Source organism: Pseudomonas sp. PVC-3-1 (assembly GCF_057444315.1).
The window spans coordinates 329,232-355,679 of record NZ_CM172023.1; the positions used below are offsets into that span (position 1 = coordinate 329,232).

General features: G+C 63.4%; 27 protein-coding genes. 9 read left to right on the forward strand and 18 right to left on the reverse strand.

Annotation, left to right across the window (positions count from 1 at the left end; translation table 11 throughout):
* Window positions 1-26: 26 nt before the first annotated feature.
* Complete coding sequence (locus AC2T4A_RS01650; RefSeq protein ID WP_416743318.1) at window positions 27-1,472, forward strand: peptidoglycan DD-metalloendopeptidase family protein; 1,446 nt, start codon at window positions 27-29, stop codon at window positions 1,470-1,472.
* Between the two features lie 3 nt (window positions 1,473-1,475).
* Window positions 1,476-2,567, forward strand: a complete 1,092-nt coding sequence (locus AC2T4A_RS01655; RefSeq protein WP_486742597.1) for an anhydro-N-acetylmuramic acid kinase — start codon at window positions 1,476-1,478, stop codon at window positions 2,565-2,567.
* 57 nt (window positions 2,568-2,624) lie between these two features.
* Here AC2T4A_RS01655 and erpA read toward each other — a convergent pair whose 3' ends face one another.
* Both erpA and argC read right to left on the reverse strand, forming a co-directional pair.
* Window positions 2,625-2,975, reverse strand: a complete 351-nt coding sequence (erpA, locus tag AC2T4A_RS01660) for an iron-sulfur cluster insertion protein ErpA (RefSeq protein ID WP_045212604.1) — start codon at window positions 2,973-2,975, stop codon at window positions 2,625-2,627.
* Between the two features lie 135 nt (window positions 2,976-3,110).
* Window positions 3,111-4,145 (reverse strand): N-acetyl-gamma-glutamyl-phosphate reductase, encoded by a 1,035-nt coding sequence (argC, locus tag AC2T4A_RS01665; RefSeq protein ID WP_478378223.1) that lies wholly within the window; start codon window positions 4,143-4,145, stop codon window positions 3,111-3,113.
* A 259-nt stretch (window positions 4,146-4,404) separates the two neighbouring features.
* On the opposite strand from argC, the gene hemJ reads away from it, so the two are divergent.
* The 4 genes from hemJ (at window position 4,405) to AC2T4A_RS01685 (ending at window position 7,868) form a co-directional block, all read left to right on the forward strand.
* The gene (gene hemJ / locus AC2T4A_RS01670) at window positions 4,405-4,830 is read left to right on the forward strand and encodes a protoporphyrinogen oxidase HemJ (protein ID WP_416743323.1); all 426 of its coding nucleotides are present in this window, start codon (window positions 4,405-4,407) and stop codon (window positions 4,828-4,830) included.
* 19 nt (window positions 4,831-4,849) lie between these two features.
* Window positions 4,850-5,818 carry an NAD(P)H-dependent flavin oxidoreductase gene (locus AC2T4A_RS01675; protein WP_486742599.1) on the forward strand — a complete coding sequence of 323 codons (969 nt, stop codon included), beginning with the start codon at window positions 4,850-4,852 and terminating at the stop codon, window positions 5,816-5,818.
* A gap of 105 nt (window positions 5,819-5,923) precedes the next feature.
* Window positions 5,924-7,024: a DUF805 domain-containing protein gene (locus AC2T4A_RS01680; RefSeq protein ID WP_416743327.1), complete on the forward strand. Its 1,101-nt coding sequence runs from the start codon at window positions 5,924-5,926 to the stop codon at window positions 7,022-7,024.
* Between the two features lie 55 nt (window positions 7,025-7,079).
* The gene (locus AC2T4A_RS01685; RefSeq protein ID WP_478378225.1) at window positions 7,080-7,868 is read left to right on the forward strand and encodes an SDR family NAD(P)-dependent oxidoreductase; all 789 of its coding nucleotides are present in this window, start codon (window positions 7,080-7,082) and stop codon (window positions 7,866-7,868) included.
* 7 nt (window positions 7,869-7,875) lie between these two features.
* On the opposite strand, the gene AC2T4A_RS01690 is transcribed toward AC2T4A_RS01685, so the two are convergent.
* The gene (locus AC2T4A_RS01690) at window positions 7,876-9,357 is read right to left on the reverse strand and encodes an AAA family ATPase (protein ID WP_416743331.1); all 1,482 of its coding nucleotides are present in this window, start codon (window positions 9,355-9,357) and stop codon (window positions 7,876-7,878) included.
* Window positions 9,358-9,450: 93 nt separating this feature from the next.
* On the opposite strand from AC2T4A_RS01690, the gene AC2T4A_RS01695 reads away from it, so the two are divergent.
* Window positions 9,451-9,789, forward strand: coding sequence for a histidine triad nucleotide-binding protein (locus AC2T4A_RS01695; protein ID WP_478378226.1), 339 nt, complete (start codon window positions 9,451-9,453; stop codon window positions 9,787-9,789).
* Between the two features lie 101 nt (window positions 9,790-9,890).
* Window positions 9,891-10,538 carry a 2-polyprenyl-3-methyl-6-methoxy-1,4-benzoquinone monooxygenase gene (gene coq7 / locus AC2T4A_RS01700; protein ID WP_081520755.1) on the forward strand — a complete coding sequence of 216 codons (648 nt, stop codon included), beginning with the start codon at window positions 9,891-9,893 and terminating at the stop codon, window positions 10,536-10,538.
* A 175-nt stretch (window positions 10,539-10,713) separates the two neighbouring features.
* Here the strand turns inward: coq7 and speD are convergent, their stop codons facing one another.
* Entirely contained in the window at window positions 10,714-11,508 is a 795-nt protein-coding gene (speD, locus tag AC2T4A_RS01705) for an adenosylmethionine decarboxylase (RefSeq protein ID WP_138525630.1), read from the reverse strand.
* A gap of 226 nt (window positions 11,509-11,734) precedes the next feature.
* Window positions 11,735-12,157 (reverse strand): OsmC family protein, encoded by a 423-nt coding sequence (locus AC2T4A_RS01710; RefSeq protein ID WP_015475289.1) that lies wholly within the window; start codon window positions 12,155-12,157, stop codon window positions 11,735-11,737.
* Window positions 12,158-12,531: 374 nt separating this feature from the next.
* Between AC2T4A_RS01710 and crp the strand changes: the two genes are divergently transcribed.
* Complete coding sequence (crp, locus tag AC2T4A_RS01715) at window positions 12,532-13,179, forward strand: cAMP-activated global transcriptional regulator CRP (RefSeq protein WP_024763566.1); 648 nt, start codon at window positions 12,532-12,534, stop codon at window positions 13,177-13,179.
* A 143-nt stretch (window positions 13,180-13,322) separates the two neighbouring features.
* Here crp and trpC read toward each other — a convergent pair whose 3' ends face one another.
* The 13 genes from trpC to AC2T4A_RS01780 form a co-directional block, all read right to left on the reverse strand.
* A complete protein-coding gene (gene trpC / locus AC2T4A_RS01720) occupies window positions 13,323-14,159 on the reverse strand; it encodes an indole-3-glycerol phosphate synthase TrpC (protein ID WP_416743335.1) in 837 nt (278 codons plus the stop codon).
* The gene (gene trpD / locus AC2T4A_RS01725) at window positions 14,156-15,205 is read right to left on the reverse strand and encodes an anthranilate phosphoribosyltransferase (protein ID WP_371232864.1); all 1,050 of its coding nucleotides are present in this window, start codon (window positions 15,203-15,205) and stop codon (window positions 14,156-14,158) included. The genes trpC and trpD overlap by 4 nt, the downstream gene beginning before the upstream one ends.
* A complete protein-coding gene (locus AC2T4A_RS01730; protein WP_416743339.1) occupies window positions 15,202-15,798 on the reverse strand; it encodes an aminodeoxychorismate/anthranilate synthase component II in 597 nt (198 codons plus the stop codon). The genes trpD and AC2T4A_RS01730 overlap by 4 nt, the downstream gene beginning before the upstream one ends.
* Before the next feature lie 317 nt (window positions 15,799-16,115).
* The gene (locus tag AC2T4A_RS01735; RefSeq protein ID WP_486742600.1) at window positions 16,116-16,367 is read right to left on the reverse strand and encodes a hypothetical protein; all 252 of its coding nucleotides are present in this window, start codon (window positions 16,365-16,367) and stop codon (window positions 16,116-16,118) included.
* Window positions 16,364-16,720 carry a hypothetical protein gene (locus AC2T4A_RS01740; RefSeq protein ID WP_486742601.1) on the reverse strand — a complete coding sequence of 119 codons (357 nt, stop codon included), beginning with the start codon at window positions 16,718-16,720 and terminating at the stop codon, window positions 16,364-16,366. Before AC2T4A_RS01740 ends, AC2T4A_RS01735 begins: the two co-directional genes overlap by 4 nt.
* Window positions 16,717-17,346, reverse strand: coding sequence for a glycoside hydrolase family 19 protein (locus AC2T4A_RS01745; RefSeq protein ID WP_486742602.1), 630 nt, complete (start codon window positions 17,344-17,346; stop codon window positions 16,717-16,719). Before AC2T4A_RS01745 ends, AC2T4A_RS01740 begins: the two co-directional genes overlap by 4 nt.
* Window positions 17,347-17,383: 37 nt before the next feature.
* Complete coding sequence (locus tag AC2T4A_RS01750) at window positions 17,384-17,620, reverse strand: hypothetical protein (protein WP_486742603.1); 237 nt, start codon at window positions 17,618-17,620, stop codon at window positions 17,384-17,386.
* Window positions 17,620-19,236: a hypothetical protein gene (locus tag AC2T4A_RS01755; protein ID WP_486742604.1), complete on the reverse strand. Its 1,617-nt coding sequence runs from the start codon at window positions 19,234-19,236 to the stop codon at window positions 17,620-17,622. Before AC2T4A_RS01755 ends, AC2T4A_RS01750 begins: the two co-directional genes overlap by 1 nt.
* 143 nt (window positions 19,237-19,379) lie before the next feature.
* Window positions 19,380-20,234, reverse strand: a complete 855-nt coding sequence (locus AC2T4A_RS01760; protein WP_486742605.1) for a hypothetical protein — start codon at window positions 20,232-20,234, stop codon at window positions 19,380-19,382.
* Window positions 20,234-21,208, reverse strand: a complete 975-nt coding sequence (locus AC2T4A_RS01765) for a hypothetical protein (RefSeq protein ID WP_486742606.1) — start codon at window positions 21,206-21,208, stop codon at window positions 20,234-20,236. The genes AC2T4A_RS01760 and AC2T4A_RS01765 overlap by 1 nt, the downstream gene beginning before the upstream one ends.
* On the reverse strand, window positions 21,208-24,759 hold the full coding sequence (locus AC2T4A_RS01770; protein WP_486742607.1) for a hypothetical protein: 3,552 nt from the start codon (window positions 24,757-24,759) through the stop codon (window positions 21,208-21,210). The genes AC2T4A_RS01765 and AC2T4A_RS01770 overlap by 1 nt, the downstream gene beginning before the upstream one ends.
* 47 nt (window positions 24,760-24,806) lie before the next feature.
* Complete coding sequence (locus AC2T4A_RS01775; RefSeq protein WP_486742608.1) at window positions 24,807-25,208, reverse strand: hypothetical protein; 402 nt, start codon at window positions 25,206-25,208, stop codon at window positions 24,807-24,809.
* Entirely contained in the window at window positions 25,208-26,386 is a 1,179-nt protein-coding gene (locus AC2T4A_RS01780; protein ID WP_486742609.1) for a hypothetical protein, read from the reverse strand. Before AC2T4A_RS01780 ends, AC2T4A_RS01775 begins: the two co-directional genes overlap by 1 nt.
* Window positions 26,387-26,448: the final 62 nt, after the last annotated feature.

Sequence of the window (26,448 nt, forward strand, 5' to 3'; positions counted from 1 at the left end):
CACATTCCAAAAACACCACTCACGCCATGACGCAATCCGATCAGAAAGCGCCGTACTACCCGAAGAGCCATCTGCTGGCCGCAAGCGGTGTAGCAGCGCTCCTCAGCCTGGCTCTGCTGGTGTTCCCCTCGGCCGAGGTCGAGGCGAAGAAGACCACGCTCAATCTTGAGCTGGAAAACGGCACCGAGCAGATTCTCCAGGAAAAAGACGATCTTCGACCCAATTCGGTCACGGAAGACGACGGCTCTTCGCCTTTTGCACAGATAGAAGGCCAGCCGGACGACCAGAACAGCGCCGGAAAAGACGCGGAAAAGAAGAACGATCTCGCCGATTCGAAGCAGCAACCCTCCCCCTCCGCTCCCGCAGATCCTGCGTGGAAGAGCGTGACCGTGGGCAAGGGCGACACTCTTTCCAACGTGTTCGCGAAGGCCGGCCTGCCGGCGAACGCCGTGCACGACATGCTTGCCGCCAACAAGGACGCCAAGCAGTTCACCCGTCTTGATGTCGGCCAGGACGTGGACTTCCTCATCGGCTCCAACGGCGAGTTGCAGGGCCTGAAGGTCAAGCGCAGCGATCTTGAAACCATCAGCCTGGCCAAGTCCGCCAAGGGCTATGACTTCAAGCGCGACCTGGTGAAGCCCTCGGTCCACGCCAACTATGCCCACGGTCGCATCGACAGTTCGCTGTTCGTTGCTGGCCGTAATGCCGGCCTGTCCCATGACCTGATCATGTCGATGGCCAACGTTCTGGGCTACGACATCGACTTCGCCCAGGATATTCGCGAGGGCGACGAGTTCGATGTGATCTACGAATCCCAGCAGGTGAAGGGCAAGCAGGTCGGCACCGGCAGCATCCTGGCTGTACGCTTCGTCAACCGCGGCAAGGAATACACCGCGGTGCGCTACACCAACAAACAGGGCAACACCAGCTACCTGCGCGCCGACGGCAGCAGCATGCGCAAGGCGTTCATCCGCACTCCGGTGGACTTCGCTCGCATCAGCTCGCGCTTCTCGATTGGGCGTTTCCACCCGATCCTGAACAAGATTCGTGCACACAAGGGGGTGGATTACGCAGCCCCCATCGGCACGCCGATCAAGGCAACTGGCGACGGCAAGATTCTCGAAGCCGGCCGCAAGGGTGGTTACGGCAACGCCGTGGTGATCCAGCACGGCCAGCGCTATCGCACCGTTTACGGCCATATGAGCCGCTTCGCCAAGGGCATCCGCTCCGGCGTGGCAGTGAAGCAGGGGCAGATCATCGGTTATGTCGGCATGACTGGCCTGGCCACCGGCCCGCACCTGCATTACGAGTTCCAGGTCAACGGCCAGCACGTCGACCCGCTGAGCGCCAAGCTGCCCACAGCCGACCCGCTGAGCGGTCCGGAGCGCAAGCGCTTCCTGGCTCAGACCCAACCGCTGATCGCGCGCATGGACCAGGAGAAAGCAACCTTCCTGGCCCTGAACAAGCGCTGAGCCATGCCGCTCTATCTGGGGGTGATGTCCGGTACCAGTCTCGACGGACTGGACATTGCCCTGATCGAGCAGGGCGAGCAGACCACCCTGCTCGCCTCCCACTACCTCCCGATGCCTGCGGCACTCCGCGCCGACCTCCTGGCACTCTGCTCCTCCGGCCCTGACGAAATCGCCCGCTCCGCCCTCGCGGAAAACAGCTGGGTACGCCTGGCTGCACAGGGCATCAACGAACTCCTCGCCCGCGAGAAGCTGAGCGCCAGCGCCATTCGCGCCATTGGCAGCCACGGCCAGACCATTCGCCATGAGCCGCATCTGGGCTTCACCGTGCAGATCGGCAACCCGGCGCTGCTCGCCGAGCTGGCCGGCATCGACGTAGTGGCCGACTTCCGCCGTCGCGACGTAGCCGCCGGCGGCCAGGGCGCACCATTGGTACCCGCCTTTCACCGCGCACTGTTCGGTAGCGATGATCGAGAGTGCGCCATCCTCAACGTGGGCGGATTCAGCAACGTATCGCTGCTCGGGCCTGGCAAGCCGGTTCGCGGATTCGACTGCGGCCCCGGCAACGTGCTGCTGGATGCCTGGATTCAGGAGCAGCGTGGCGAAGCCTACGACCGCGACGGCGCCTGGGCTGCCAGTGGCAGTATCGATCAGGCGCTGCTGCGAAAGATGCTGGCTGATGACTTCTTTGCCGCCAAAGGCCCGAAGAGCACCGGGCGCGAGCGCTTCAACCTGAATTGGCTGAACGCGATCCTGGCCAAGCATGGTCCCGTCAAAAGCGAGGATGTACAGGCATCCCTGCTTGAGCTGACCGCCCAAAGCATCGCCGCGGCACTATTGGATGCGCAGCCCGGCTGCGAAGAAGTGGTGGTTTGCGGTGGCGGCGCCTTCAATACGACGCTGATGCAGCGACTGGCCGCGCACATGCCTGGCGCCAGCGTGATCAGCAGCCTCGATCGCGGCGTTCCGCCGGAGTGGATGGAAGCCATGGCCTTCGCCTGGCTGGCCCATCGTTTTCTCGAGCGCGAGCCCGGAAACTGCCCGGAAGTCACAGCCGCGACGGGGCCGCGCATTCTTGGCGCGCACTATCCAGCCTGATCCGACGGCACCAACAAAAACGCCGCGCAATTGCGCGGCGTTTTCATATCAACGGCATCAGATCGAGAAGGACTGACCGCAGCCGCAGGTGGTCGCTGCGTTCGGGTTCTTGATGACGAACCGCGAACCTTCGAGGCCTTCCTGGTAGTCCACTTCCGCACCGGCGAGGTACTGGAAGCTCATCGGGTCGACCACGAGGTTGACGCCATCGCGCTCGACGATGGTGTCGTCGTCCGCGGTGTCTTCATCGAAGGTGAACCCGTACTGGAAGCCCGAACAGCCACCGCCCGTGACGAACACCCGCAGCTTGAGGCGCGGATTGCCTTCTTCGTCGATCAGGTTCTTCACCTTGTTCGCAGCGCCTTGCGAGAACATCAGCGGAGTGGGGGTGAAGGTTTCGATGGTCATGGTGAAAACTCTCCCGGCCGAAGCCGTACGTTACAACATTGCGGACCATTATCCGCTTACCCCAGAAAAACGGTCAACTAATCCGACTCATCCATTGGTCCAGATCAATTGGCCGTCTCCCGGGGCAGTCTTTCCTCAAGGCAGCAGCGCGACGTTGGACAGGCCCAGGTGCTCGTCCAGGCCGAACAGGATGTTCATGTTCTGGATCGCCTGGCCGGACGCGCCCTTTACCAGGTTGTCGATCACCGACAGGATCACCACCAGGTCGCCGCCCTGCGGACGGTGCACCGCGATGCGGCAGACATTGGCGCCACGCACGCTGCGGGTTTCCGGATGGCTGCCGGCCGGCATCACGTCGACGAACGGCTCGTTGGCATAGCGCTCTTCATACAGCTTCTGCAGATCGATACCACGGTCGGCCACGCGTGCGTACAACGTCGCGTGGATCCCGCGGATCATCGGGGTCAGGTGCGGCACGAAGGTCAGGCCGACATCGCCCTTGGCCGCGCGACGCAGGCCCTGGCTGATTTCAGGCAGGTGACGGTGGCCTTTCACCGAATACGCCATCATGCTCTCGCCGGCTTCGCAGAACAGCGAACCGACCTTGGCACCACGGCCGGCACCGCTGACGCCGGACTTACAGTCGGCGATCAGTTGACTGGCATCGGCCAGGCCATTCTCCAGCAGCGGAATGAAGCCGAGCTGAGTGGCAGTCGGGTAGCATCCTGGAACGGCGATCAGGCGTGCGGATTTGATGGCCTCGCGGTTCACTTCCGGCAGGCCGTAGACGGCCTCGGGCAGCAGATCCGGAGCGCCGTGGGGCTGGCCGTACCACTTGGCCCATTCCTCGGCGTCCTGCAGGCGGAAGTCCGCGGAAAGGTCGATCACGCGGGTACCCGTTGCCAGCAGTTCGCCGGCCAGCGCATGAGCCACGCCGTGCGGAGTGGCGAAGAACACCACATCGCATTCGCCCAGACGCTTCACGTCGGGCACGCTGAAGGCCAGGCCGTCATAGTGGCCTCGCAGGTTCGGGTACATATCGGCGACTTTCACGCCCTCCTCGGAACGCGAGGTAATCACCTCGACGCGAGCCTGGGGATGCTGCGCCAGCAGGCGCAGCAGTTCCACGCCCGTATAACCCGTACCGCCTACGATACCGACCTTGATCATCTGCCTGTCACTCCACCTATGGGGCCAAATTCAGGGGCAGTCATGATATGAGCCGCTGCCCCCGCTGAACAGAGCGAATCAGCCTGAATTGAGGGTTACGCGGCGCGAGCGTTTCGTCTTTCCGATCAGGGGCAACTGGCCGCTCTGCGATACCGATTGACGCAGGCAGGCGATCTTTCCTACGCAGCCGCCGCCACAGGGATGACGGCATTGCACGGCGCCACTACTATCGGCTCTACCGTGATCCGAGGAAGTCCCGATGCTTTATCTGTGGTTGAAAGCCTTTCACATCATTGCCGTGGTCTGCTGGTTCGCCGGCCTCTTCTACCTCCCGCGCCTGTTCGTCTACCACGCCATGAGCGAGGACGCCGCCAGCCGCGAGCGCTTCTGCATCATGGAGCGCAAGCTTTACCGCGGCATCATGGGGCCGTCGATGATCCTCACCCTCGTGCTTGGTGCCTGGATGCTTTACCTCAATCCGGCTTGGCTGACCCAGGGCTGGATGCACGCCAAGCTGACCCTGGTCGTCCTGCTGATCGGCTACCACCACGCCTGCGGCGCCATGCTCAAGCGCTTCGCCCGTGGCGAGAGCGGCCGCAGCCATGTGTTCTACCGCTGGTTCAACGAAGTGCCGGTGCTGTTCCTGCTCGCCATCGTGATCCTGGTGGTCGTCAAACCCTTCTGACCCCGACAAGGAGACTGTCATGTCCCTGCCCGCCCTGCTCGACCGCCGCCTGCGCATTCCCCTGGTGGCGGCACCGATGTTCCTGGTCTCCAACCCGCAACTGGTGCTGGCCTGCTGCAAGAGCGGCATCGTCGGCAGCTTCCCGGCGCTGAACCAGCGCGAGAGCAGCGGCTTCAAGGCCTGGCTGGAAGAGATCGAGGCGGGGCTGGCCGTCGACCCGCAGGCCGCGCCCTATGCGGTGAACCTGATCGTCCACAACACCAACCCACGCCTGCAGGAGGACCTGAAGCTCTGCGTAGAGCACAAGGTGCCCATCGTCATCACCAGCCTGGGCGCGGTGCGCGAGGTGGTGGACGCCGTGCACAGCTATGGCGGCCTGGTGTTCCATGACGTGACCACTCGCCGTCACGCGGAAAAAGCAGCGGAGGCCGGGGTCGACGGCCTGATCGCCGTGGCCGCCGGTGCCGGTGGCCATGCTGGCACCTGGAGCCCCTTCGCACTGATCGCCGAAATCCGCCAGTTCTTCGACAAGACCCTACTGCTGGCCGGCTGCATCAACCATGGCCACGAAATCCTCGCCGCCCAGGTATTGGGGGCCGACCTGGCCTACCTTGGCACCCGTTTCATCGCCACCCGCGAAAGCGCCGCGTCCGAGGACTACAAGCACATGCTGCTCGACGCCCGCGCCTCTGACATCATCCACACGCCCGCCGTTTCCGGCGTGCCGGCCAGTTTCATGCGGCAGAGCCTGGAGGCCGCCGGCTTCGACATGCAACGGCTGAACGACAAGGGCGCGCTCAACTACGGTGAAAAGCTCAAGCCGGTGAGCGACGAGGCCAAGGCATGGAAGACTGTGTGGTCCGCCGGCCAGGGTGTCGGCGATATCCGCGACCTGCCGGCGGTGGGCGATCTGATCGCCCGGCTCGATCACGAGTACCGTCAGGCCCTGACCCGCAGCGCCGGCCTGTCCAACCAACTGCTGGTCTGAGCTGCGGCACCGCTCACGATATATCCGCCGGGGCTGCTTGTTGGCCCTCGGCGGCCCGATTACGCTGTAGCGATTCCAACATAGCCAGAAGACAAGGATGCCCCGATGGATCAATCCCGCTTCAAGATCGTGTTCGACGGCGCGCTGATGCCGCAGACCCCTCTGGAAACCGCCAAGGAAAACCTCGCCCGCCTGTTCAAGAGCGACGCCTCGAAAATCGAAGCGCTGTTCAGCGGCCAGCCGGTCGTGCTCAAGCGCGATCTGTCCGGCGACGAAGCCGACAAGTACCTGCGCGCGCTCCATGGTGCCGGCGCCAACGCCCGCAAGGAAGCCGAAGGCGTTGCCGGTTTCAGCCTGGTGGAAACCGACGACCACCCCAGCGAGTCGACTCTGGCGGCCCGCGCCGCCGGTGAAGCTGCCAGCAACGAGCGGATGACCTGCCCCAAGTGTGGGCATGAACAGGCCAGCTCTATCGAGTGCAGCGCCTGCGGCATCGTCATCGAGAAGTATCTGGCGCGTCAGGCAGAACTGGCAGCCAATCCGGTGCCCACCACCGCGGCGCCAACCGCGAACGCAACGGCCTCTCCCTACGCTCCGCCCCAAGCACAGGTCGGCGACGACCTACCGGAATTCGGCGAACTGAAGGTCCGCAGCCTGTCCGGCCGGATCGGCCGCGTGCGCTACCTCGGCTGGTCCGCCGCACTGTCCTTCATCGTCTTTGGTGCTTACCTGGTCGCCAGTCTGCTGATGGCCGTCTCGCTGCCACTGGGCGTAGCCGCCATTGCTGCGGTGGTCATCGCCGCCATGGTCTTCAGCGTGCCCATCGGCGTGCAGCGCCTGCATGACCTGGGCTGGTCCGGCTGGCTCTGGCTCGCCCTGCTGGTGCCCTTCGTCAACGTGGTCCTCAGCCTGCTGATGCTGTTCATGCCCGGCGAGCAGACCGCCAACCGCTTCGGTCCGCCGCCGCCGCCCAACAGCACCGGCGTCAAGGTCCTGGCCTTCTCCTGGCTGCTGTTCCCGGTGTTTGGCGGTATCCTCGCCGCCATCGCGATCCCCGCCTACCAGAGCTACGTCGAGCGCGCCCAAGCAGCGCAAGCCTCGCAGTACCAGCAAGGCGACGAAGCTGCCGATCCGGCAGCCACCGCGGAGCCCTCCGACGGCGACTTCAGCAGTGGCGATACCGAAGGCGGCGACTCGGATCAGTAATGCAACAACCCGTGGCGGGCGTGGTCGAACGCCACCCCGTCACAGAGACTCCTGAATGCCTCGTTTTGCCCTCATCACCGGCGCTTCCAGCGGTATCGGCCTGGCCCTGGCCGAAGCGCTCGCCCGCCGCGGCCAGGCACTGATCCTGGTAGCACGCCAGCGCGATGCACTGGACACGGCCGCCTGCGAGTTGTCTCAGCGTTTCGGGGTGGAAGTGCTGTTCCGCGTCTGCGATCTGTCCGAGCCGTTGCAGATTTCCGGCCTGCTGCACGAGCTGGAGCAGAGCGGGCGGCAAATCGAGCTGCTGGTGAACAATGCGGGCATCGGCACCTCCGGCGCCTTCCTCGACCAGGACTGGTCGCGCGAGCAGGAACTGCTGGAGCTCAATGTCCTGGCCCTGGCACGCCTGTGCCACGGCATCGGCGCGATGATGGAACGAACCGGCGGCGGACGGATTCTCAACGTCGCCTCCATGGCCAGCCTGCTGCCCGGCCCCTGGATGAGCAGCTACTACGCCAGCAAGGCATTCGTGCTGCACTTCTCGGAGGGGTTGCGCGAAGAACTCAAGGGCCGCGGCATCAAGGTTTCCGTGCTGTGCCCTGGGCCGACCCGCACGGCTTTCTACCGCAATGCCGACATGCGCCTGGGCAAGCTCGATGACGGCAAGCGCGTCATGTCGCCCGAGGAAGTGGCCTTCCTGGCCGTGAAAGCGCTGCGTCGCGCGCCCGCTCTCATCATCCCCGGTTGGCGCAACCGCCTGTTCGCCTGCGGCGTGCGCCTACTGCCGCGCTGGCTCATGCGCAAGCTGGCCGGACGTATCAATCGCCTGGCGCTGGCCAGCTGACCGGCACTCAGTCCGCGCGCACGGTACGGCCGTCCGCCCACTGGCGCAGCGCGGCCAGTTCCTCCGCCATGACCACCGACAAGGGCGCGGTACGGCGGATTTCCTCCAGCAACAGCGTCTGGTCCACCGCCTTCTGTCGTGCCTGTGCGGCATAGAAGGCGCCGACCACTGCCTGCTCGATCTCCGCACCCGAGAAACCGTCTGCCGCTTCGGCCAGTTCGCCCAGATCGAACTGCGCCACCTCCAGCTCACGACGCACGAGGTGGATGCGAAAAATGTCCATCCGCACGGCATGATCCGGCAGGTCGACGAAGAACAGCTCGTCGAAGCGCCCCTTGCGCACCAGCTCCGGCGGCAGGCGATCGATGGCGTTGGCGGTGGCCACCATAAATACCGGCGCCTTGCGCTCGGCCATCCAGGTCAGCAGCGTGGCCAGAACGCGCTGACTGACGCCGTTGTCCTGGTCACCGGTGGCCACGCCTTTTTCGATTTCGTCCGCCCAGAGCACGCAGGGCGCCATGCTGTCGGCCAGGCGTAGCGCTTCACGCAGGTTGCGCTCGGTCTCGCCGAAGTACTTGTTGTAGAGGCTGCCGAAGTCCAGGCGCAGCAGCGGCAGGCCCCAGAGACCCGCGATCGCCTTGGCTGCCAGGCTCTTGCCACCGCCCTGAACACCGACCAGCAGCACGCCCTTGGGCAGGTCCTTGTCCTTGCCTTCGGTGAATGCGCTCTGCCGCTCGCCCAGCCAGCGCTTGAGGCTGGCCAGCCCACCGACTTCGGCAAAGCGCGCGGTATCGTGCTCGAAGCTGAGCACGCCATCGAGATTGAGCAGCTCGAACTTGGTGCGGTTGAGCTCGGGCAAGTCTTCCTGGGTGATCGCCCCATCGTTGCAGATCACACTGCGCGCCAACAGCCGCGCCTCACCGTGAGTAAGTCCGCGCAGGTTCTTCACCACCTGGCGCAGCGTACGGTTATCCGTGCGCACGCGCGCGCCTTTATTGCGCTCGCTCCAGCGGCTCGCTTCCTCGCGTACCAGCCCGACCAGTTCATCCTCGGACGGCAACGACAAGGCAAAGCGCGCGGCGAAGCGCTGGACCTCGGCGGGCAATTTCAATGCATGGGAAACCAGCACCACTGTGGGGCGGAAATTTCCCTCGGCCATGGCGATCTCCTTGAGCAGACGCACGGCACGCGGGTTATCCACCAGATAGGGATGCAGATCGCAGAGCACATAGAGGTTCGGCTGCGGATCGGCCTTGATCAGGCGCAGGGCATTCTCGGCCTCACGGCTGTCGCCCTCGCCCTGGGGCTCGCCACCAAAGCCGAGGCGCTGCAGGCCCTCGGTCGCCGACCACAGCTGCAGGTTGAGCCCACGCCGTACCGCCAGGCCGGTCAGGGTCTCCAGCACCCGAGGTTCGTCCCAGGACTCGATGACGATCAGCTTGACCCTGGAATCGAGCACCAGGCCCAGGTCATGGATATCGTTCTGCACGCTTACTCCTTGCGTTGACCGGCCCGGAACTGGGCGCGGTGGTCGACGGCCGCTAAACTCGTGCTCCTGACCACACGACTGGAGGAGCATTTCGTGGACTGTCTGTTCTGCAAGATCGTCGCCGGGGACATTCCCGCGCGCAAGCTCTATGAAGATGACCAGGTGATTGCCTTCCAAGACATTGGCCCGCAGGCGCCAGTGCATTTCCTGGTAATCCCGAAGAAGCACATCTCGACGCTCAATGACCTGACCGAGGCAGACAAGCCGCTGGCTGGGCACATCCTCTTCACCGCCCAGCGCCTGGCCAAGGAACAAGGCTGCGACGAGGGCTTCCGTGTGGTGATGAACTGCAACGACCTGGGCGGCCAGACCGTGCACCATATCCACATGCACGTGCTGGGTCAGCGCCAGATGCATTGGCCGCCGGGCTGATCGCCGAGCAATCGACAAGAAGACGCTGCGCGCACCTCGGCAAGACCTGTCATCCGCCATCCGGTAAACTGGCGGGCGAATGTTCCTTCCGGAGGTGCGCCATGTCCGCCGACCGTCACTACTCCCCCGCCGACCGCTTCCTGCTGCAGGCCGATGCCGCGCTGCGCACCCTGCTGCCTTTCAGTGGCCATCCGGGGCGCCCGTCCCCCGCCATCGTCCAGCCGGATGCCGAGCTCAGCGACACCGATGCCCGCCACGTGGCCGGCCTCATGCGCATCAACCATACCGGCGAGGTCTGCGCGCAGGCGCTGTACCAGGGCCAGGCGCTGACCGCCAAGCTGCCGAAGGTGCGCAAGGCCATGGAAGAAGCCGCCGACGAGGAAGTCGACCATCTCGCCTGGTGCGAACAGCGCATCCGCGAACTGGGCAGCCGCCCGAGCGTGCTCAACCCGATCTTCTACGGCCTGTCGTTCGGCGTCGGCGCTGCTGCCGGGCTGATCAGCGACCGGGTCAGCCTGGGCTTTGTCGCCGCCACCGAAGACCAGGTGTGCAAGCACCTGGACGAACACCTGGCGGAAATCCCCGCCGAGGACCAGAAGTCCCGCGCCATTCTCGAGCAGATGCGCGAGGACGAGGAGCACCACGCCACCAGCGCCATCGAGGCCGGCGGCCTGCGCTTCCCGGCGCCGGTGAAGTTCGGTATGACCCTGCTGTCCAAGGTGATGACCAAGTCCACCTACCGGATCTGATCCGGCCGACAAAAAAAGGGGCGCCCAGTGGGCGCCCCTTTTTCGTTTCTACTGTCGAGCGTTGCGAGCGCAGGAGAGACAAGGCGAAAAGTCAGGATGAAAGCGGAGTTTGCTGCAGCAAATGAGCATTTCAGCCCGGCTTTTCAACGCCGTGTCTCCCAGCGCAGTACCTCGATCAGCGCGGCATGTTGCGCGCGTAGAAGATCTCCAGCATTTCGTGCCGTACGCGCTCCTCCACCTGCTTGCGCTGCTCGGGCGACAGGTTGCGGGTCGCGTCACCGAACAGGTAGTTGTCCAGGTCGAACTCCTTGAGCAGCATCTTGGTGTGGAACAGGTTCTCCTGGTACACGTTCACGTCGGTCATCTGATAGGCCTCGTACGTGTCGTCGGAGAGATAGTTCTGGATCGAGTTGATCTCGTGGTCGATGAAGTGCTTCTTGCCTTCCACGTCGCGGGTGAAGCCGCGCACGCGGTAATCCACGGTGACGATGTCCGAATCGAACTGGTGGATGAGGTAGTTGAGCGCTTTCAGCGGCGAGATCACGCCGCAGGTCGACACATCGATGTCCACCCGGAAGGTCGCGATGCCTTCCACCGGATGAATCTCCGGATAGGTGTGCACGGTGATATGGCTCTTGTCGAGGTGCGCCAGGATGGTTTCCGGTAGCGGCCCCGGGGATTCCTCGATCTGGCTGTCAGTCGGGGTGACCGGCTGCTCGGAGATCAGGATGGTTACGCTGGCGCCTTGCGGATCGTAATCCTGACGAGCGATGTTCAGGATGTTTGCGCCAATGATGTCGACAACATCGGTGAGGATCTGCGTGAGTCGTTCAGCATCGTACTCTTCGTCGATGTACTGCACGTAGGCCTGCTGGTCTTCAGGCGTCTCGGCATAGCAGATGTCATAGATGTTGAAGCTCAAGGTCTTCGTCAGGTTGTTGAACCCGTGGAGCTTGAGTTTGCTTTTCACCGTGGGATAACTCTCATCAAATGCGGCTCTGCCGCGTGGTTGAGCATGCCCGTCAGATGCGTACGGCGGCACCTGCGTAGGACGGTTTACACCTCTTCGCGATGGCGATTGTGGTTGCTTGGTTTCGGGCCGGATGGCCCTGAAAAAAGGTGGCGCATTATGCAGAGGTCAGTCGACCTCTGCCAGAGTTTGCGCACCCTTGATGATGAAAGGATGAAGGTGCCTGTCAGCCCAGTTCCACAATCTCGTAGTCGTGGGTGATCTCGACGCCGGCACGGCCGAGCATGATCGAGGCGGAGCAGTACTTCTCGGCCGACAGCTCGACCGCGCGCTTGACCTGCGCTTCCTTCAGACCACGGCCCTTGACCACGAAATGCACGTGGATCTTGGTGAACACCTTCGGGTCCTCGTCGGCACGCTCTGCTTCGAGGAAGGCTTCGCAGCTTTCCACTGGCTGGCGGCCCTTCTTCAGGATGCTGACCACGTCGAAGTTGGTGCAGCCGCCCAGGCCGAGCAGGAGCATCTCCATCGGGCGCACGCCCAGGTTGCGGCCACCGGCGTCTGGCGGACCATCCATCACCACGACGTGGCCACTGCCGGATTCGCCGAGGAACATCGCCTCGCCCGCCCACTGGATTCGCGCTTTCATTGCAAGGAACTCCGCCGAAAAAAAAGGGGCGACAGCTTATCACAGGCCCCTAGCACGCCCAGTGGGAGCGACGGCTGTTACCCAGGTCTCATTTCCACACGGCAAGTATGCATTTATCACTTAAGCTGGCGCCGGTTTACTGGCACACTCTCGGAAATTGCCTACACGAACGTTCCAGACTTCCAATTGCTGGTAACACGACGTCTGTTAAGCTCTTGCGGATTTACGTTCACGCAAGAATGCTCAGCTAGGCAATCGCCGCCCTGCGGATCGAGGGGGATCGAGCCAGGGACGCACGGCACTACAGCTGGTCATAACAAATCATTAGCGCCTGTTGTGCAAAGGCCACTTTTTCTACTTTCCGGGACTCGGGCATGGTAGCTATTACCCTCACACCCAAAATAAAGAACCTCGACAAGTTGCTCGCGCACTGTCATCGCCGCCGCTTCACCGCCAAGAGCACCATCATCTACGCCGGTGACCGCTGCGAGAGCCTGTTCTTCATCATCAAGGGGTCGGTAACCGTCCTGATCGAGGATGACGATGGCCGCGAGATGATCATCGGATACCTCAATACCGGCGATTTCTTCGGGGAGATGGGGCTCTTCGAGAAGGAAGGCAGTACCGGCCAGGAGCGTAGCGCCTGGATTCGCGCCAAGACCGAATGCGAAGTCGCTGAGATCAGCTATGCGAAGTTCCGCGAACTGAGCCAGCAGGATCCGGAGATTCTCTTCACCCTCGGCAGCCAGATGGCGGACCGCCTGCGCAAAACCACGCGCAAGGTCGGTGACCTGGCCTTCCTCGACGTCACCGGGCGTGTCGCGCGCACCCTGCTGGACCTGTGCCAGCAGCCGGACGCCATGACCCACCCGGACGGCATGCAGATCAAGATCACCCGTCAGGAAATCGGCCGTATCGTCGGCTGCTCCCGCGAGATGGTCGGTCGCGTGCTTAAGAGCCTGGAGGAGCAGGGTCTGGTACACGTGAAGGGCAAGACCATGGTGGTCTTCGGCACCCGTTGAAGAAACGCCAGAAAACAAAAAAGCCGGCAATTGCCGGCTTTTTTGTTGCCCTGATTCTGTAGGAGCGAGCTTGCTCGCGAACATTACAAGGCCACTACTGCGCCTGGGCAGTTCGCGAGCAAGCTCGCTCCTACAAAGAGCAGTCAGTCCGGGTCGGCGCCCAGCTTGACCTTGCTGCGCTCGGGGAAGAACAGGCGCTTGAGCTCGGTGCCCGGCTCGTCGGCACGCATGAAGGCTTCGCCGACCAGGAAGCCGAACACGTCGCTGACTTCCATCAGCTCGACATCGGCGCGGTTGAGGATGCCGCTTTCGGTAATCACCATGCGCTCGCGCGGGATTTCCGGCAGCAGGTCCAGGGTGGTCTCCAGGCTCACCTCGAAGGTGTGCAGGTTGCGGTTGTTGATGCCGACCAGCGGAGTGTCCAGGGTCTTCAGCGCGCGCTCCAGTTCCGGTGCGTCATGCACTTCCACCAGCACGTCGAGGCCGACGTCCTTGGCCACCGAGGCCAGCTCGGCCATGCGCACGTCATCCAGCGCCGAGACGATCAGCAGGATGCAGTCAGCGCCGATGGCACGGGCTTCCACCACCTGGTACGGGTCGATCATGAAGTCCTTGCGGATCACCGGCAGCGAGCAGGCCGCGCGGGCTTCCTTCAGGTAGGCGTCGCTACCGAGGAAGAAGTCGATGTCGGTCAGCACCGAGAGGCAGGCAGCGCCACCTTCCTCGTAGCTGCGGGCGATATCGGCAGGGTCGAAGTTCTCGCGCAGGATGCCCTTGCTCGGCGAAGCCTTCTTCACCTCGGCGATCACTGCCGGCTCGCGGCGCTTGGCGCGCTCCAGCAGGGCGTTGGCGAAACCACGCGGGGCATCGGCCGCACGCGCCAGTTGTTCCACCTCCGCAAAGGCGACACGGGCGCGGCGTTCGGCGACTTCTTCGGCCTTGCGGGCCAGGATCTTCTGCAGAACCGTCGGCACACTCACTGTGCGTTCTCCTCTCGGTAAACGGCGGTGAAGGCCGCCAGCTCTTCCATCTTCTCCCGCGCCAGCCCCGTGTGCAGGGCGTCGTGGGCCAATTGCATGCCTTCGTGCAGGCTGGTGGCCAGGTCTGCCGCGTAGAGCGCGGCGCCAGCGTTGAGCACGATCAGCTCGGCGGCTTTCTGCCCGGCCTCGGTCTTGCGTCGGCCCAAGGCGTCACGGATCAGCTCCAGCGACTGCTGCGGGCTGTCCACGGTCAGGCCGATCAGGCTCTGGCTCTTGATGCCGAAGTCTTCGGGCTGCACTTCGTATTCGGTGACCACGCCGTCCTTCAGCTCGGCGACGTGGGTCGGCGCGGCGAGACTGAACTCGTCCAGTCCATCGCGGGAATGCACCACCAGGATGTGCTCACTGCCCAGGCGCTTGAGCACCTCGGCCAGCGGACGGCACAGCGCCTGGCTGAACACGCCGACCACCTGGTGCTTCACGCCGGCCGGGTTGGTCAGCGGGCCGAGCATGTTGAACAGGGTACGCAGGCCGAGCTCGCGGCGCGGGCCGGCGGCATGCTTCATGGCCTTGTGGTGGACCTGGGCGAACATGAAGCCGACGCCGACGGTCTCGATGCAGCGCTTCACCTGGACGGGTTTGAGGTCCAGGTAAATGCCGGCTGCTTCCAGCAGGTCGGCGCTGCCGCTCTTGCCGGAGACCGCACGGTTACCGTGCTTGGCGACCTTGCCACCCGCTGCGGCGACCACGAAGGCCGCCGCCGAGGACACGTTGAAGATGTTCGCGCCATCGCCGCCGGTGCCGACCACATCGACCACGTGCTTCAAGCTGTCCAGCTCGACCTGGTCGGCCAGCTCGCGCATCACTGCCACGGCGCCGACGATCTCGTCGATGGTCTCGCTCTTCATGCGCATGCCCATGAGGAAGGCGCCGATCTGCGCGTCGGTGCACTGCCCGGTCATGATCTCGCGCATGACGTCCTGCATTTCCTCGGTGGTCAGGTCCAACTGGTTGACCACGCGGCTGAGGGCTTCCTTGATATTCATGCGCGCACCCCGCCGGTCTGCTTGAGGAAGTTGGCCAGCATCTCGTGGCCCTGTTCGGAGAGGATCGACTCGGGGTGGAACTGCACGCCTTCGACGTTCAGCGTCTTGTGGCGCAGGCCCATGATCTCGTCGACCGAGCCGTCTTCCAGCGCTGTCCAGGCGGTGATTTCCAGGCAGTCGGGCAGTGTCTCGCGCTTTACCACCAGGGAGTGGTAACGGGTCTGGGTCAGCGGATTGTTCAGGCCGGTAAACACGCCCAGGTCCTTGTGGAACACCGGGCTGACCTTGCCGTGCATGACCTGGCGGGCACGTACCACATCGCCGCCGAAGGCCTGGCCGATGGACTGGTGCCCCAGGCACACGCCCAACAGCGGCAGCTTGCCGGCGAAGCGCTCGATGACTTCCAGGGACACGCCCGCCTCGTTCGGCGTGCACGGGCCGGGGGACAGGACGATGCGTTCGGGATTGAGCGCGGCGATCTCGTCGACGCTCAGCTCGTCATTGCGAATGACGTGGATGTCGGCCTTCAACTCGGCGAAGTACTGCACCAGGTTGTAGGTGAAGGAGTCGTAGTTATCGATCATCAGCAGCATGTCTGCTCGAACCTCATGATTGCACTGCTTTCGGATCGCGCCATCGTCGACACCCGTTGCGGCCTCGCAGGCTGCGCGAATCTGGCGATTATGCCAGCGGATGGAAGAAATGGACGCGTAAGAAGAGACCGGCGCTATGCCGGGAAAGAAGGAATCAGGCGCGCCAGCGCCAACGGGCGAATGCCTTGAGGAGGGAGGTGATGATGCGGGTGCGGTGGATCACGGTTGCGGTCTCGCCTAGCGATGGCCGAACAGTAGCCCAAGGCCGGGCGCCAGCGCAATACGCGTGGCGCCCCTGCCGACGAAGGTAGGAAGTTTCAGCGGCACGCGTCGAGGGCCGCGCGCAGGCGGGTTTCGTAGGCGAGGTGCTGCTGCCGCTCGGCCAGCAGCGCGCGTACCTTGGTTTGCAGATCGTCAGCCGGGCGCAGGTTGGCGGTGGCGAATCGCGGGGTTTCGACGGCAGGTGACCGGCACGGCACCGGAACGGGAATGCGCACTTCCACCGGCAGCGGCGCGGTCGAAGCGCAGCCAGCCAGGAGCAGCACAGGGATGACCCGCAGCAGCTTCATGGCAGCAGCTCCCGGTCGATCAGCTGACGCACCACGGCGCACTCCTCGCCCTCGCTGCGCTCCAGCAGCAGCCGGCTGGCTGCGGCGTCATGGCTTTGCGCCCGTTCGCGAGCCTGGGCCAGGGCGCGCTCGGCGACATCCGCACGCTGGCGGGCAGCCTGCTCCAGCGCTTCGACCTGAGTGTTCTGCAGCGCCAGCTTCGACTCCAGCACCTTGCCGGCGTCGCTGCAGCGCGCCTGCTCCAGGCGCAGTTTCTCCAACTGCCCGCCATAGAAGTGCGCCGTCAGCCAACCGCCGATGAAACCGCCGAGCAGAAAGCCGGCCATACCCAGCGCCAGCCAGACGCGGCTCATCCCAATACCTCCTGCGCCCGGCGCCAAAGCTGCGTGCGCGCTTCCAGGCCGTTCAGCCCGCCATTGATACGCCGGGTGATGTCCTCGAAACGCTCTTCGTCGGCCAACTCGTTGAGACCCTTGCGCTGCCACCACCACGCGGCGGAGCGGCAAGCCCAACGCGGTTCCGCCAGCAGTTGCGGGCGGGCGACGAAGGGCTGCTCGAGCCCCTCACCCACCGACCGGTAATTGCTCCGCCCGGTGATCTGCAGCAGGCCGCGCCCACGAAAGCGCCAGCCATCCCCGGACGCCTCGTCGCCGTTGCCATTGCGCCCGGCGTAGACGAGGTTGGCGATGCGCTCCGGCTGGTACGCCACCTCCCGCGCCAGTGCCGTGGGCGAGCCATCGGCACGGCGAAAGCGTCGCGGCCAGACGGCGGCCAGCCGCTGCGCGCTGTAGGTCAGGCTTTCCACGCAACGGGTCAGCTGCGCACTTTCGTGACCGACCTGGGCGAGGAAGGCGGCAGCGCGCGATGGCGTGTCGATGGCGAAGTCACGCATCGCGGCATTGAGCACCGGAACAAAAACGCCCGCGACGGGGCGGGCGTTGGACAGGATCAGCAGCAGTTGGCGTTCGTCGATAAGCATGTCAGCTGCCCTCCCGTGTCTGCCTTGAGGGCCATACTCAGACCTCAATATCGAATTGCGGAAGGCTGGGCGCAGGCCCGCTGATGATGTCGTCGACGATGAATGCCATTGCCGCGACCGGTACCTGTGTTCCGCGAACTACGATTTCACTTCCGCCGCGCAGCCTGACTCGGCTGGTCCCGGCATCCAGATTCACCGTGACAACCTCGCCAATCAACCGGGTACCGCCGGGTAACAGGTCGATGAAGCGTTTCCAGGTGTTGATCGTGGCCATCAGCTCTCTCCTGAATAATGGCGCTCCAGGCGCAATGACTGGCGCACTCGGCTAGCTCCGATTCCTTCGGCGCTGATCTCGACGCCCAGGCAGAGTCCTCGCCAGGTTTCCTGGATATCCCGCACTTCGCACAGCATGGCGGGCTCGACCAGACCGGGCGCACTGCCACCCTTTTCAAACAAGGGAATATCCAGCGTCGTAATCGCCTGATTCCCGCCCTGCGAAAGCTCACAGATCCCTCTCGAGCGCGCTACCTCCGTACCGGTCATCCAGTCATCAGCGACATCCTTCGCCTCGACATCCCCCGCGCTCCCGCCACGACGAACCTGAACCCCCACACCGTGGGTGGTGCCACTGACATACACGGAGTTCCAGGCCGGTCGCGGAGCCCACTCGCTGCTCCACTCGGTGATAATTTCTGCGGGTACGATTCGGTCAACTACGGCACTGCCCCAAAACCAGGCAGCTTCCCGGTATCGAGGAAGAACACTCAGGCCATCGCCAGCAGGGTCAGGACGCACGACAGCGCCGGAAACGGCGGCCAGCCGCGCCACGACCTGCAACGGCGTCTGATTCACGTAACTGAACGCGCCGGCAGGTAGCGTCCAGTCCGGCGGGCCCATTGCGACGCTGTCCCAGTGCAATGCGAAACCATGGGGCACGATATGCTCCTCCGCCGCCTGCCTGGCGTTGACCGGAGCATCGTTACTGGAGCTCGCCAGCTGCGCATATGGCTCGGTCAGCAACTGTGTGCGACTTGCACCCTGGATGCTGTAGCGCTCGCCGGGGTGCCGGCCACTGCCGCTGTAGCGCTCGACCAGAAAGCGCCATTGCCATCCATTAATGGTCAGCTCCACGGTCTTGGGCCCGTCCGCGTCGGGCTTCACGACGTTCAGGGAGGTACGCCCGAACAGTTCGGCGGAAAACGACCAGGCAAAGCTGTCGATATCCAGACCGATGCGGATATTGGTTGCATCCAGCGGCGTTCTTTCCGGCAACACCACCAGGGTGACCGTGTTCGCGATCATGTAAGTCTCCAGAATGTCCGGTTCCACGGGTGGCTCGATGACCACCACTGGTCCGGGGTAATCGGGGTAGGCAATGCCTGTGGGCACCGGATCGGTTGGCGTTCCCCAGGCCCATGACATCGTCCGGATCGACGCCAGGAAGCGCGCGGATGCGAACTGCCCAGCCACAACTGAATCCCTGGGCTGGATGGCATGAGTCGTCGGCACGTAGCGGAAGTCGAAGAACGCGGCAGGCAGATTTGAAGGCGAGTAGCGCAAACCTGAAAAACGGAACTCCAGGACCCTGCCGGGCACATAGAGCGATTCGGATACCTCACGGACGGGATCCCACGCGGCCCCATACTCATCGGAGCGCCGCCACCCCGGCTCCGGCGCAAAGTCACGCATGGGCGGGAGCGGTCGATAGAGCATGCGAAATCGCACATCCCTCGGCGGTAGGCGATCGCCCCAGTTCGACCGGACATCGGTGTCCGCACCCACCGTGGTCGCCCAGCCATCAGCCGCTTCGCCCTCACGGCAGTTGGCCTGGCCCCACGTACCGCCGGAGGCGGCGTCGGCGACCAGCAATTCCTCCCAGGCCGAGGCCATCACGGCCTCGGCCTGGGCACCCCGCGCCCAAGGGACAGCAGTCAGGGACTGGCACCCCGCAATGTCCGACCAGAGTGCGCGCGACTGAGTATCCGGCCGTCGCGCAGCCCTATGCCAGGCGCATTGAGTTTCATGTGTCAGCATCAGATCATCTCGACAGGAACAGGGCCAAGGGCGAGGGGAACGTAATAGCGCACGGCAACGGCGCGAACCGTTCCGATCTGTCGCGAGGGGTTATCACCCTGCACAGGCCACCATTGGGGCTCGACAGTAGGCAGATTGCCGGCCTCGGTGACTTCATAAAGCCAGCCCTCGAACCGCGTCGGGCGAACGCGCTGCCCGACCTGCAGTGCCTTGCCGGGCTCGAAAGCCACGCCGAAATCATCCAGGCCCAGTGCGTAATGAGTGCCGGAGGCGGTTACGCCCAACTCGATGTCGCTCCAGCTATCCGCGCTCGTATCGCCAGCGCCGGCAACACGCCATTCGCCATCGGCCTGCTGCTCAACCACTACGACTTTACGCACGCGCCCGACACCATCGACCTGCGTCCTGCTTGAAATCTTCGCAGGCTGGGTGATGAGGCCACCACCAGCACCTTCAGTGAGGTTGTATGACAGCGATGTGGTACTCGCATCGAGCACCGGCCAACGCAGCAAGCCCAGGCGTGGCGAACCGTTATCGGACGCCTGGACGAGGAACTGTCCGCGCAACAGGCTCGCGCTGATCCATTGCGTCTTCGCTTGCGCGCCGAGCTGGAAGAACGCCACGGCATAAATGCCCAGCGGATCGTCGCCTTTGAACAAGGTGACGAACTTTTGCTGCGGAGTTGCTGCACCGTCACGGAAAACCTGCAGCGAAAGAGCTTGCAACGGCGGATAGCCACGCATGTTCGGCAGAACGCTGACGACCGCCTCGACAGTCTTCCAGCGGGCAATGCTGGGTGTGAAAAAACCTCGCCTCACAAATGGAAGCTGTGCTTGAGCGACGCCAATGTTCATCACCAGGCTCCTGGGTCGTCGGTGAAGAACAGCAGGCCCCAGGCGGTGGGCATGGGCCAGATTCTGTAGCCGTTCAACTCCTTCGGTGCCGTCCAGGCTTCCAAGGTCGGCGAGAACCCCATAGAGGTCATCAGCGATGAAGGCACGTATTTGCCGATAACGTTGTCGAGTAGGACGCCTGGCAAATATCCGACATACGCCAGTCCAGATATGTACAGATGCAGCGGGTTCAGCCTGAGAGTCGGCGGCAGCGCGTCCACCAGGGGCGAGGTATAGCCGGCGACCTGCTGGAATAACGACGGGGCCGCTGCGATCACCGTACCGGCGCCGCTGACGGCCGCGCCTGTCAGGGGATCTCGCAGAATGGTGTAACCATTCTCGAATATGTAGTTGTAGATCGATGCTCCGGTAAAGGTCCCCAAGGCGATTTGCCCGCCCAGGGCCATCATATTCTGGACCCCGGTCAGGCCCGAGTGCAGCTTGGCCGATCCCGCGAAGAAATTGATGACACGCTGGTACTGCGCATCGTTGACGTCAGTGGATAGCCTGATCTGCAGCAGGAAAGCCGTAGGCGTGGCCAGCAAGAGCCAACCTGCGACCACGTACTGGTCGAAGAAGCTGATCCAGTGGCGGTTGGCCTCACTGGGATTGCTCGACGCCGAGTAGGGGCCGGACCGCAGGTTCTGCCCTGCTGGTGGCGACCCCGAAATCGAGGTCAACGACTCGGCCAGGTAGACCTGCAACCCATAAACATTGGTGGGCGGACGAGTGAAATTGATAATCCCACCCACGGCGCGCTCGAGCGAAAAACCCGTGGCGAGGTTCTGCACCAGGCTCCAGCCTGCTGCCTGCCTGCCGGAGTAACCATTCACCAGGCACGGAATCAGAATCTGCTTGAGCCTCTCCAGGTTGTTGCCGGTCAGGTTCAGCCCTGGCCCGGCAACGTCATGGTGTGTATAGACAGCGGCGGCCATTAGTCTGCATCTCCTCGAATTTGAATCCGGAACTGGTCATCGGCGACCGAGCCTTGCCCGCTCAGTACTGTCCGAGCGATCCACAGCGGCCCCAGGCAGCTGTCAGTGTTGAAGCGCACCGCATTGCCCGCCGCCCAGCCGCTGCCCCAGCCGGCTGCGCGGATGGTGAAGTAGGCTGTGTTGGTTTCGGGGTTGATCGGAGAAAGATCGGACCCCGTGCTGCCCGTCGCGATGACACCCAGTTTTGCCTCGACCACCTGGAAGCTGGTGGCGGTGGTGAACACCAACGCCCACTTGCCATCAACGGTGCCCATGTTCGTAATCAGGGGTGGGTAGCTGAGCGTGTTGTAATTCGCCGTGGTGGTTTCACCCACAGGCACATCCGTCCAGTTGGGTACTCCTGCGTTCCAGGTTTTCTGGGTGAACCAGTGGTGGTAGCGGGCCTGCAGGTCACCCCAACTGAGCGCGCTCGACACCATGGTCTCGTTGGCGGGCAAATCCCAAGGCAGCGGCGAACTGATACCCAGTTCCCCACTGATCTGCACCTCGGTGCACAGCGCCATGTGCTCTACCCGGTCGAGTACCGTCAATGGCAACGTCAGCACGGCGCCACTCTCGTCCTGCAATACCAGCGGATTGGACCAGGTGATACGACCCTGCTCGCGATCAGCTGTGAAACTACTGGCCTTGAGCTTCAGCCCAACGGCATCGACTACTTTGATTTCCGCCTGCTGGCGCCGGCCGAGCTGAAGGGTGCCTCCAGCAGTTGGACTGGGCACCGTGGTCTCGCCGCTATGATGGATAACCAGCACATCGGCCGCACGGTAGTGCGGTACGCGACCGTCCGCCGGCAGGCGGACCGGATCCAGGCCGATCAGGCTCGCATCCAGCGGAAGCGAGGAGTAGACCACCGCGTTGTAGCGAATCAGCAACGGGATGACCGGAATGTTGCTAGCACCCGTCTCGTCATCGAGCTTGCTGGTGAAGCGCAGCCGGGCAATGCCCGTGTCGATATCCACGGCCCCCTTGATCACGGCATGATTGAAAACACCGTTGGCGTCTGCGGTCGCAGTCACCACCTGGGCCGTATCCACGCGCACCGCAGTCACTTGCAGACTGCCTGCACGCAGCGGCGCGCCGGGAGTGCGGAAGACCAGATCGGAAACACTGAACCCGCTGTTGGTAGTCAGGCACGCCAGCAGGGTAACTGCGGCAGCGGCACCGGCGTTGTAGGTGCTCAAGGTCGCAGTACGCCCCTTGTAATCCACCGCCCCAACTGCGACCCCGGCGTTGGTGGAGGTGTTGATATTCTTGTACAGCACTCCCGATCGATCGACGTAGGTCTCGCCGGCCCAGGTGAATACCAACGAGCCCGGCAGGATCGGCTCGGAGATACCCGGCAGTAGGTCCAGCGTCACCGGGGCAATTGCCTGCGTGTCAGTCTGTGGGCCGTAGCTCTGCGAGGCGCCCTGTGCACGAACGCTCAAGGTACCGCCGAAACGCTCCATCAATTGCGTGTTGGTCTTGACCAGGCGCAGCTTCTTTTTCCCAAAGGCGCCGGACGTTTCGGTGAGGTAGGTGTACTCGCGGAAGGTGTAGTTGCCCGCTACCTTCAGGGAAAAGGCTCCGGTGGAGTAATTGATGGAACCGCTCACGCCCTGCCAGGCGCCGGCTCCATCGTCCGTCACGCTGCGGTCGACGCTGATTTCCGACTCGTACACCGGCAGTTCGCCGGTTTCATAGGTCGCTCCAGGTGCAGGTACAGCCTGTCGTTGGCGGGTCGTCCAGGCGATCTGCACCGAGCCGGGCTTGAGAGGGAAGCCCGGGATGATGCCCGAACACATGCCGGATCCATCGGAGGTCACCGTCATCGGAGTGTCGGTCACACTGCCTTGCTGGTACGCATGGGTAATGCTGCTACCCGCATCCGGAGTGGCGGAAAGCTCCATGCTCACGGTGCCGGCGGCATAGTTGATGACCCCGCTGCCCCCTGCTCCGCTGAGCACGCCATGGCTGTTGTCGGTGATGCTACGGGTCGCGCCGCCAACCTTGAAGGTGGCGGAGTAGCTCCCCGGCAGCAGCCCCTGATGCGGCAAGGTACGGTTCACCCTGGCTTTGGCGGGCACGCTGCTACCGGTGCGCTGAGTGATCGCGTCGTCATTCTGCGACGCGTAGGCGAAGATGATCGAGGAGCCAACGTCGGGCAGCGCGTTGAGGGTCAGCGAAACGGAGCCCGTCGCAAAGGCGACGCTGCCAGTACCTGCGCCCTCCAACTCACCGTTGCCCGGATCGCGGATCTCCTGCCACTTGCCAAGGGCAAGGAAGGACACGACGAGTGTTCCTGGACGTGGCAGAGCATCAGCCAGCGATAAGGTGTAGACGAAACCACGGTTGCCGAGGTCGATAGCTATCTCGCCGGTCACGGTCTCGCCGGTGGTCGCAGCCGCAGGCTGATAACTTGCCGACGCGGCGCCAGTAAACGCGCCCCCCGTGCGGACCAGATTGATCTCGCCACTCTCGTAGTCGACGGTCCCGCTAATCAGCCAGTTGGAGCCACTGACATAGCGCAGGCCACCATTGCCGTTATCCACGTACACACCACCGTTGGCCGACAGCGACAGCGTGCCCGGTGCGCAGCCGGTGCCCAGGAAGACCCTCGACTGGCCGCCGCTCACCAGCGCCACGGAAAGCGCGACGGTGCGCGACGGGCCGGCGGCGATGTACATGCGGCGCTGATAGCCAGCCAACTGATCTATCAACGAGTTCTCACGTGTACTGCTGGGTACCAGTTGCGAATAGACGGTCTTCACTCGAAGGCTGAGCGAGCCCTTCTCGACGGCCTGAGCCAGCGGGCTGATGCCGTAGTAGCGCGCGGCGTCGGCCACCTGCGTGCCAAGCACCTGGCTCTTGGGCGTAGAGGTACCCGACGGCGTCGGCTGGCCACCGGGAAAGGTCGCCGAGAGCGGAGCGCTGATCGAAAGGTCGAGGCGTCGGCGAGTGAAGGTGGTGAAGTTCCCACTGCCGTAGTCGTACGTAAACTGTTCGAGGCGCACATCCACCGCAGTGATGCGCACGTACTGGGAAGCAGTGGTGCCGTTGACCAGTTGGAACACCTGGCCGATTTCCGGGATGCGCTGCTCTTCGCGCTGGATACAGGCAATCGCCCGTTGCCCCTGCAACTGGTTGCCGAAGAGCTCGAACGATGCCGCCACGGCGGGAACAACAAAAGACTCGATGGCATTTCGTGCGTCCGCGCGTTCGTCGGTCTGGGTACCAGCGAACAACAGCATCGATACCCGGGGATCTTCTGGCGCCTGGGTGATGACCGCGTGCGCCCCCTGATAGGAATCGGCCGTTGCGGTACTCACGCCTGCAAAGCATTTGCGCAGATTGATGCGACCGATGGTGCGGTCCAGGCGTGAAATGTCTGGGAACAGGTTATTGATTGCGCCATCCACCACAGGTGCGCCGGTGGCTCGGCCACCGCCATCCTCTTCGTCCGTCAGACGCTGGGACTTGAGCAGCTTCACGTCATTGGTGCTGATCGTCATGATCACTCCATCCAGAAATAAAAAACCCCGCAGGTGCGGGGTTGGGGTTAAGGCTCAGGCTGCGGTGGCGGCGCCACCGTGATGAGTCGTATCGTCAGCAGGTAATCGGCCTCGGGAGTCGGATTGACCTCGCGAAACAGAGGTGCAGCCTCCAGGGGAGCGCCAGCCTGGCGATTGAAGATCACCGAGAATTCACGCCCATCTGCCAAGCTCAGTTGCATCACCCTTCGTGGTTGGTCCCGCAGGTTCTCCAACTGGCGGACCACTGACAGCGGAGTCCAGGCACCTTCGTCGGAGCGCAGGGTAATAGGCCTGCCGTGGAGCTTGGCCCCTTCCTGCACCAGCAGAGCTCCGGTAATCGAGCGCTGCTGCTCCTGAGCGACGGCATCCCAGTCGAATTCATCCACCCAGGCCAACTGGTCGTCCAGCTCGATTGAGTCGAGTTTCATCAGAGTGTCCTCCTGCCAACCTGCTCAAGAATGCCCAGAAGTCTGGCTTCGTCCCCATTGTCCTTTACCGCCACATCGACGGAGCCTGAGGCCGACTCGAGGCGAATCACCCGCATGGGCGCCGGCTGTTGCGCAGCGGCCGACTGCACCTGCTCCAGGCGGCTCTTCTGTTCGACCTGCTGCCGTTGCTGGTCGGTTTCGCTCTGTATCTGACGCAGGGTCGAGAGAGCACTTTGCGCATTCTGGATAGTGCGCGAGTCTCCGGACTTCTGCGCCTGCTCCAGCTGCTCCTGCAGCTGATCACGTCGACTGGCGAAATTGAGGCGCTCCACTTCGTCGCTATCGCCGCGCAATCCGGCGAGCTCGCCCTTCATGCTCGACAACGTCTGCTGCGAGGCATCCCGCAACTGCTGAATCTGCTCGCGAGCCGCCGCGATGGTGCTCTGGAGCTGCTTCAGGTCGGCACTGTCCAGCAGCTTCATGCCCGCTTGCGCCGAGCTTGCACGCTTGATGAAGGTATCCAGCTCCATCGAGCCATTCTGGTATCCCTCCAGCAGGCTCTGCAGCGACTTCTTCTGGGACAGGAACTGGACCTGGACCTCCGCGCTGCGCGTCTGGGTCTCCAGCACCCACTTGCCCAATGAGGTCATGCCAACGGTGGCCGCCCCTTTGAGCGACTGGTAGGTCTGCAACGCCCGCTGCAGGGACTCGCTGGTCTTGTCCAGCGACGAGGTATCGAGCTTGGCCTCGCTGTTTGTAATGCCCTGGAGCTTGTCGAACTCAGCTAGAGCTGCGCTGCTCATCCCTGCCAGCGGAGTCCTCGCCTGTGTCAGCACTTTGCCGAAGTAACCGGCGAAGGGAGACCAATCTTCCTTGACTCGGCCTCCCATTGTTCTTTCACTCTCGATCCGCTCCCCAATTGCCCGGCGCTCTGCCTCCAGGTCCTTGGCAGCCGTGGCGCGGAGCTCGTGTAGCGTGGGCGGAGTTTTCTCCTCTTCGGGTTTTTTCTCCTTGGACTTCTCGGCAGAATTCTTAAGATCACCTGCCGCCTTGGTGGTTTCCTGGGTAGCCGTGGTCATCCCTTGAGCTGCCTTGATCATCTCTTCGACAGCTTTTATGAGCTGTTTCAGCAGGTCCGGGAGCTCCTGCGCCGCCTCGGCGCTTTGTGAGTCAGACAACATTCCTCCTCAGACGGGGAGGCAGTACTCACCTCCACCGTCTTGTCACTGATCGACCCGAA

Excerpts from the sequence above, each read along its gene's own strand:
- AC2T4A_RS01650 (WP_416743318.1), top strand. The coding sequence starts at position 27 with ATGACGCAATCCGATCAGAAAGCGCCGTACTACCCGAAGAGCCATCTG.
- AC2T4A_RS01655 (WP_486742597.1), top strand. The coding sequence starts at position 1,476 with ATGCCGCTCTATCTGGGGGTGATGTCCGGTACCAGTCTCGACGGACTG.
- erpA (WP_045212604.1), bottom strand. The coding sequence starts at position 2,975 with ATGACCATCGAAACCTTCACCCCCACTCCGCTGATGTTCTCGCAAGGC.
- argC (WP_478378223.1), bottom strand. The coding sequence starts at position 4,145 with ATGATCAAGGTCGGTATCGTAGGCGGTACGGGTTATACGGGCGTGGAA.
- hemJ (WP_416743323.1), top strand. The coding sequence starts at position 4,405 with ATGCTTTATCTGTGGTTGAAAGCCTTTCACATCATTGCCGTGGTCTGC.
- AC2T4A_RS01675 (WP_486742599.1), top strand. The coding sequence starts at position 4,850 with ATGTCCCTGCCCGCCCTGCTCGACCGCCGCCTGCGCATTCCCCTGGTG.
- AC2T4A_RS01680 (WP_416743327.1), top strand. The coding sequence starts at position 5,924 with ATGGATCAATCCCGCTTCAAGATCGTGTTCGACGGCGCGCTGATGCCG.
- AC2T4A_RS01685 (WP_478378225.1), top strand. The coding sequence starts at position 7,080 with ATGCCTCGTTTTGCCCTCATCACCGGCGCTTCCAGCGGTATCGGCCTG.
- coq7 (WP_081520755.1), top strand. The coding sequence starts at position 9,891 with ATGTCCGCCGACCGTCACTACTCCCCCGCCGACCGCTTCCTGCTGCAG.
- AC2T4A_RS01710 (WP_015475289.1), bottom strand. The coding sequence starts at position 12,157 with ATGAAAGCGCGAATCCAGTGGGCGGGCGAGGCGATGTTCCTCGGCGAA.
- crp (WP_024763566.1), top strand. The coding sequence starts at position 12,532 with ATGGTAGCTATTACCCTCACACCCAAAATAAAGAACCTCGACAAGTTG.
- trpD (WP_371232864.1), bottom strand. The coding sequence starts at position 15,205 with ATGAATATCAAGGAAGCCCTCAGCCGCGTGGTCAACCAGTTGGACCTG.
- AC2T4A_RS01730 (WP_416743339.1), bottom strand. The coding sequence starts at position 15,798 with ATGCTGCTGATGATCGATAACTACGACTCCTTCACCTACAACCTGGTG.
- AC2T4A_RS01735 (WP_486742600.1), bottom strand. The coding sequence starts at position 16,367 with ATGAAGCTGCTGCGGGTCATCCCTGTGCTGCTCCTGGCTGGCTGCGCT.
- AC2T4A_RS01740 (WP_486742601.1), bottom strand. The coding sequence starts at position 16,720 with ATGAGCCGCGTCTGGCTGGCGCTGGGTATGGCCGGCTTTCTGCTCGGC.
- AC2T4A_RS01745 (WP_486742602.1), bottom strand. The coding sequence starts at position 17,346 with ATGCTTATCGACGAACGCCAACTGCTGCTGATCCTGTCCAACGCCCGC.
- AC2T4A_RS01750 (WP_486742603.1), bottom strand. The coding sequence starts at position 17,620 with ATGGCCACGATCAACACCTGGAAACGCTTCATCGACCTGTTACCCGGC.
- AC2T4A_RS01755 (WP_486742604.1), bottom strand. The coding sequence starts at position 19,236 with ATGGCCTCGGCCTGGGAGGAATTGCTGGTCGCCGACGCCGCCTCCGGC.
- AC2T4A_RS01760 (WP_486742605.1), bottom strand. The coding sequence starts at position 20,234 with ATGAACATTGGCGTCGCTCAAGCACAGCTTCCATTTGTGAGGCGAGGT.
- AC2T4A_RS01765 (WP_486742606.1), bottom strand. The coding sequence starts at position 21,208 with ATGGCCGCCGCTGTCTATACACACCATGACGTTGCCGGGCCAGGGCTG.
- AC2T4A_RS01770 (WP_486742607.1), bottom strand. The coding sequence starts at position 24,759 with ATGACGATCAGCACCAATGACGTGAAGCTGCTCAAGTCCCAGCGTCTG.
- AC2T4A_RS01775 (WP_486742608.1), bottom strand. The coding sequence starts at position 25,208 with ATGAAACTCGACTCAATCGAGCTGGACGACCAGTTGGCCTGGGTGGAT.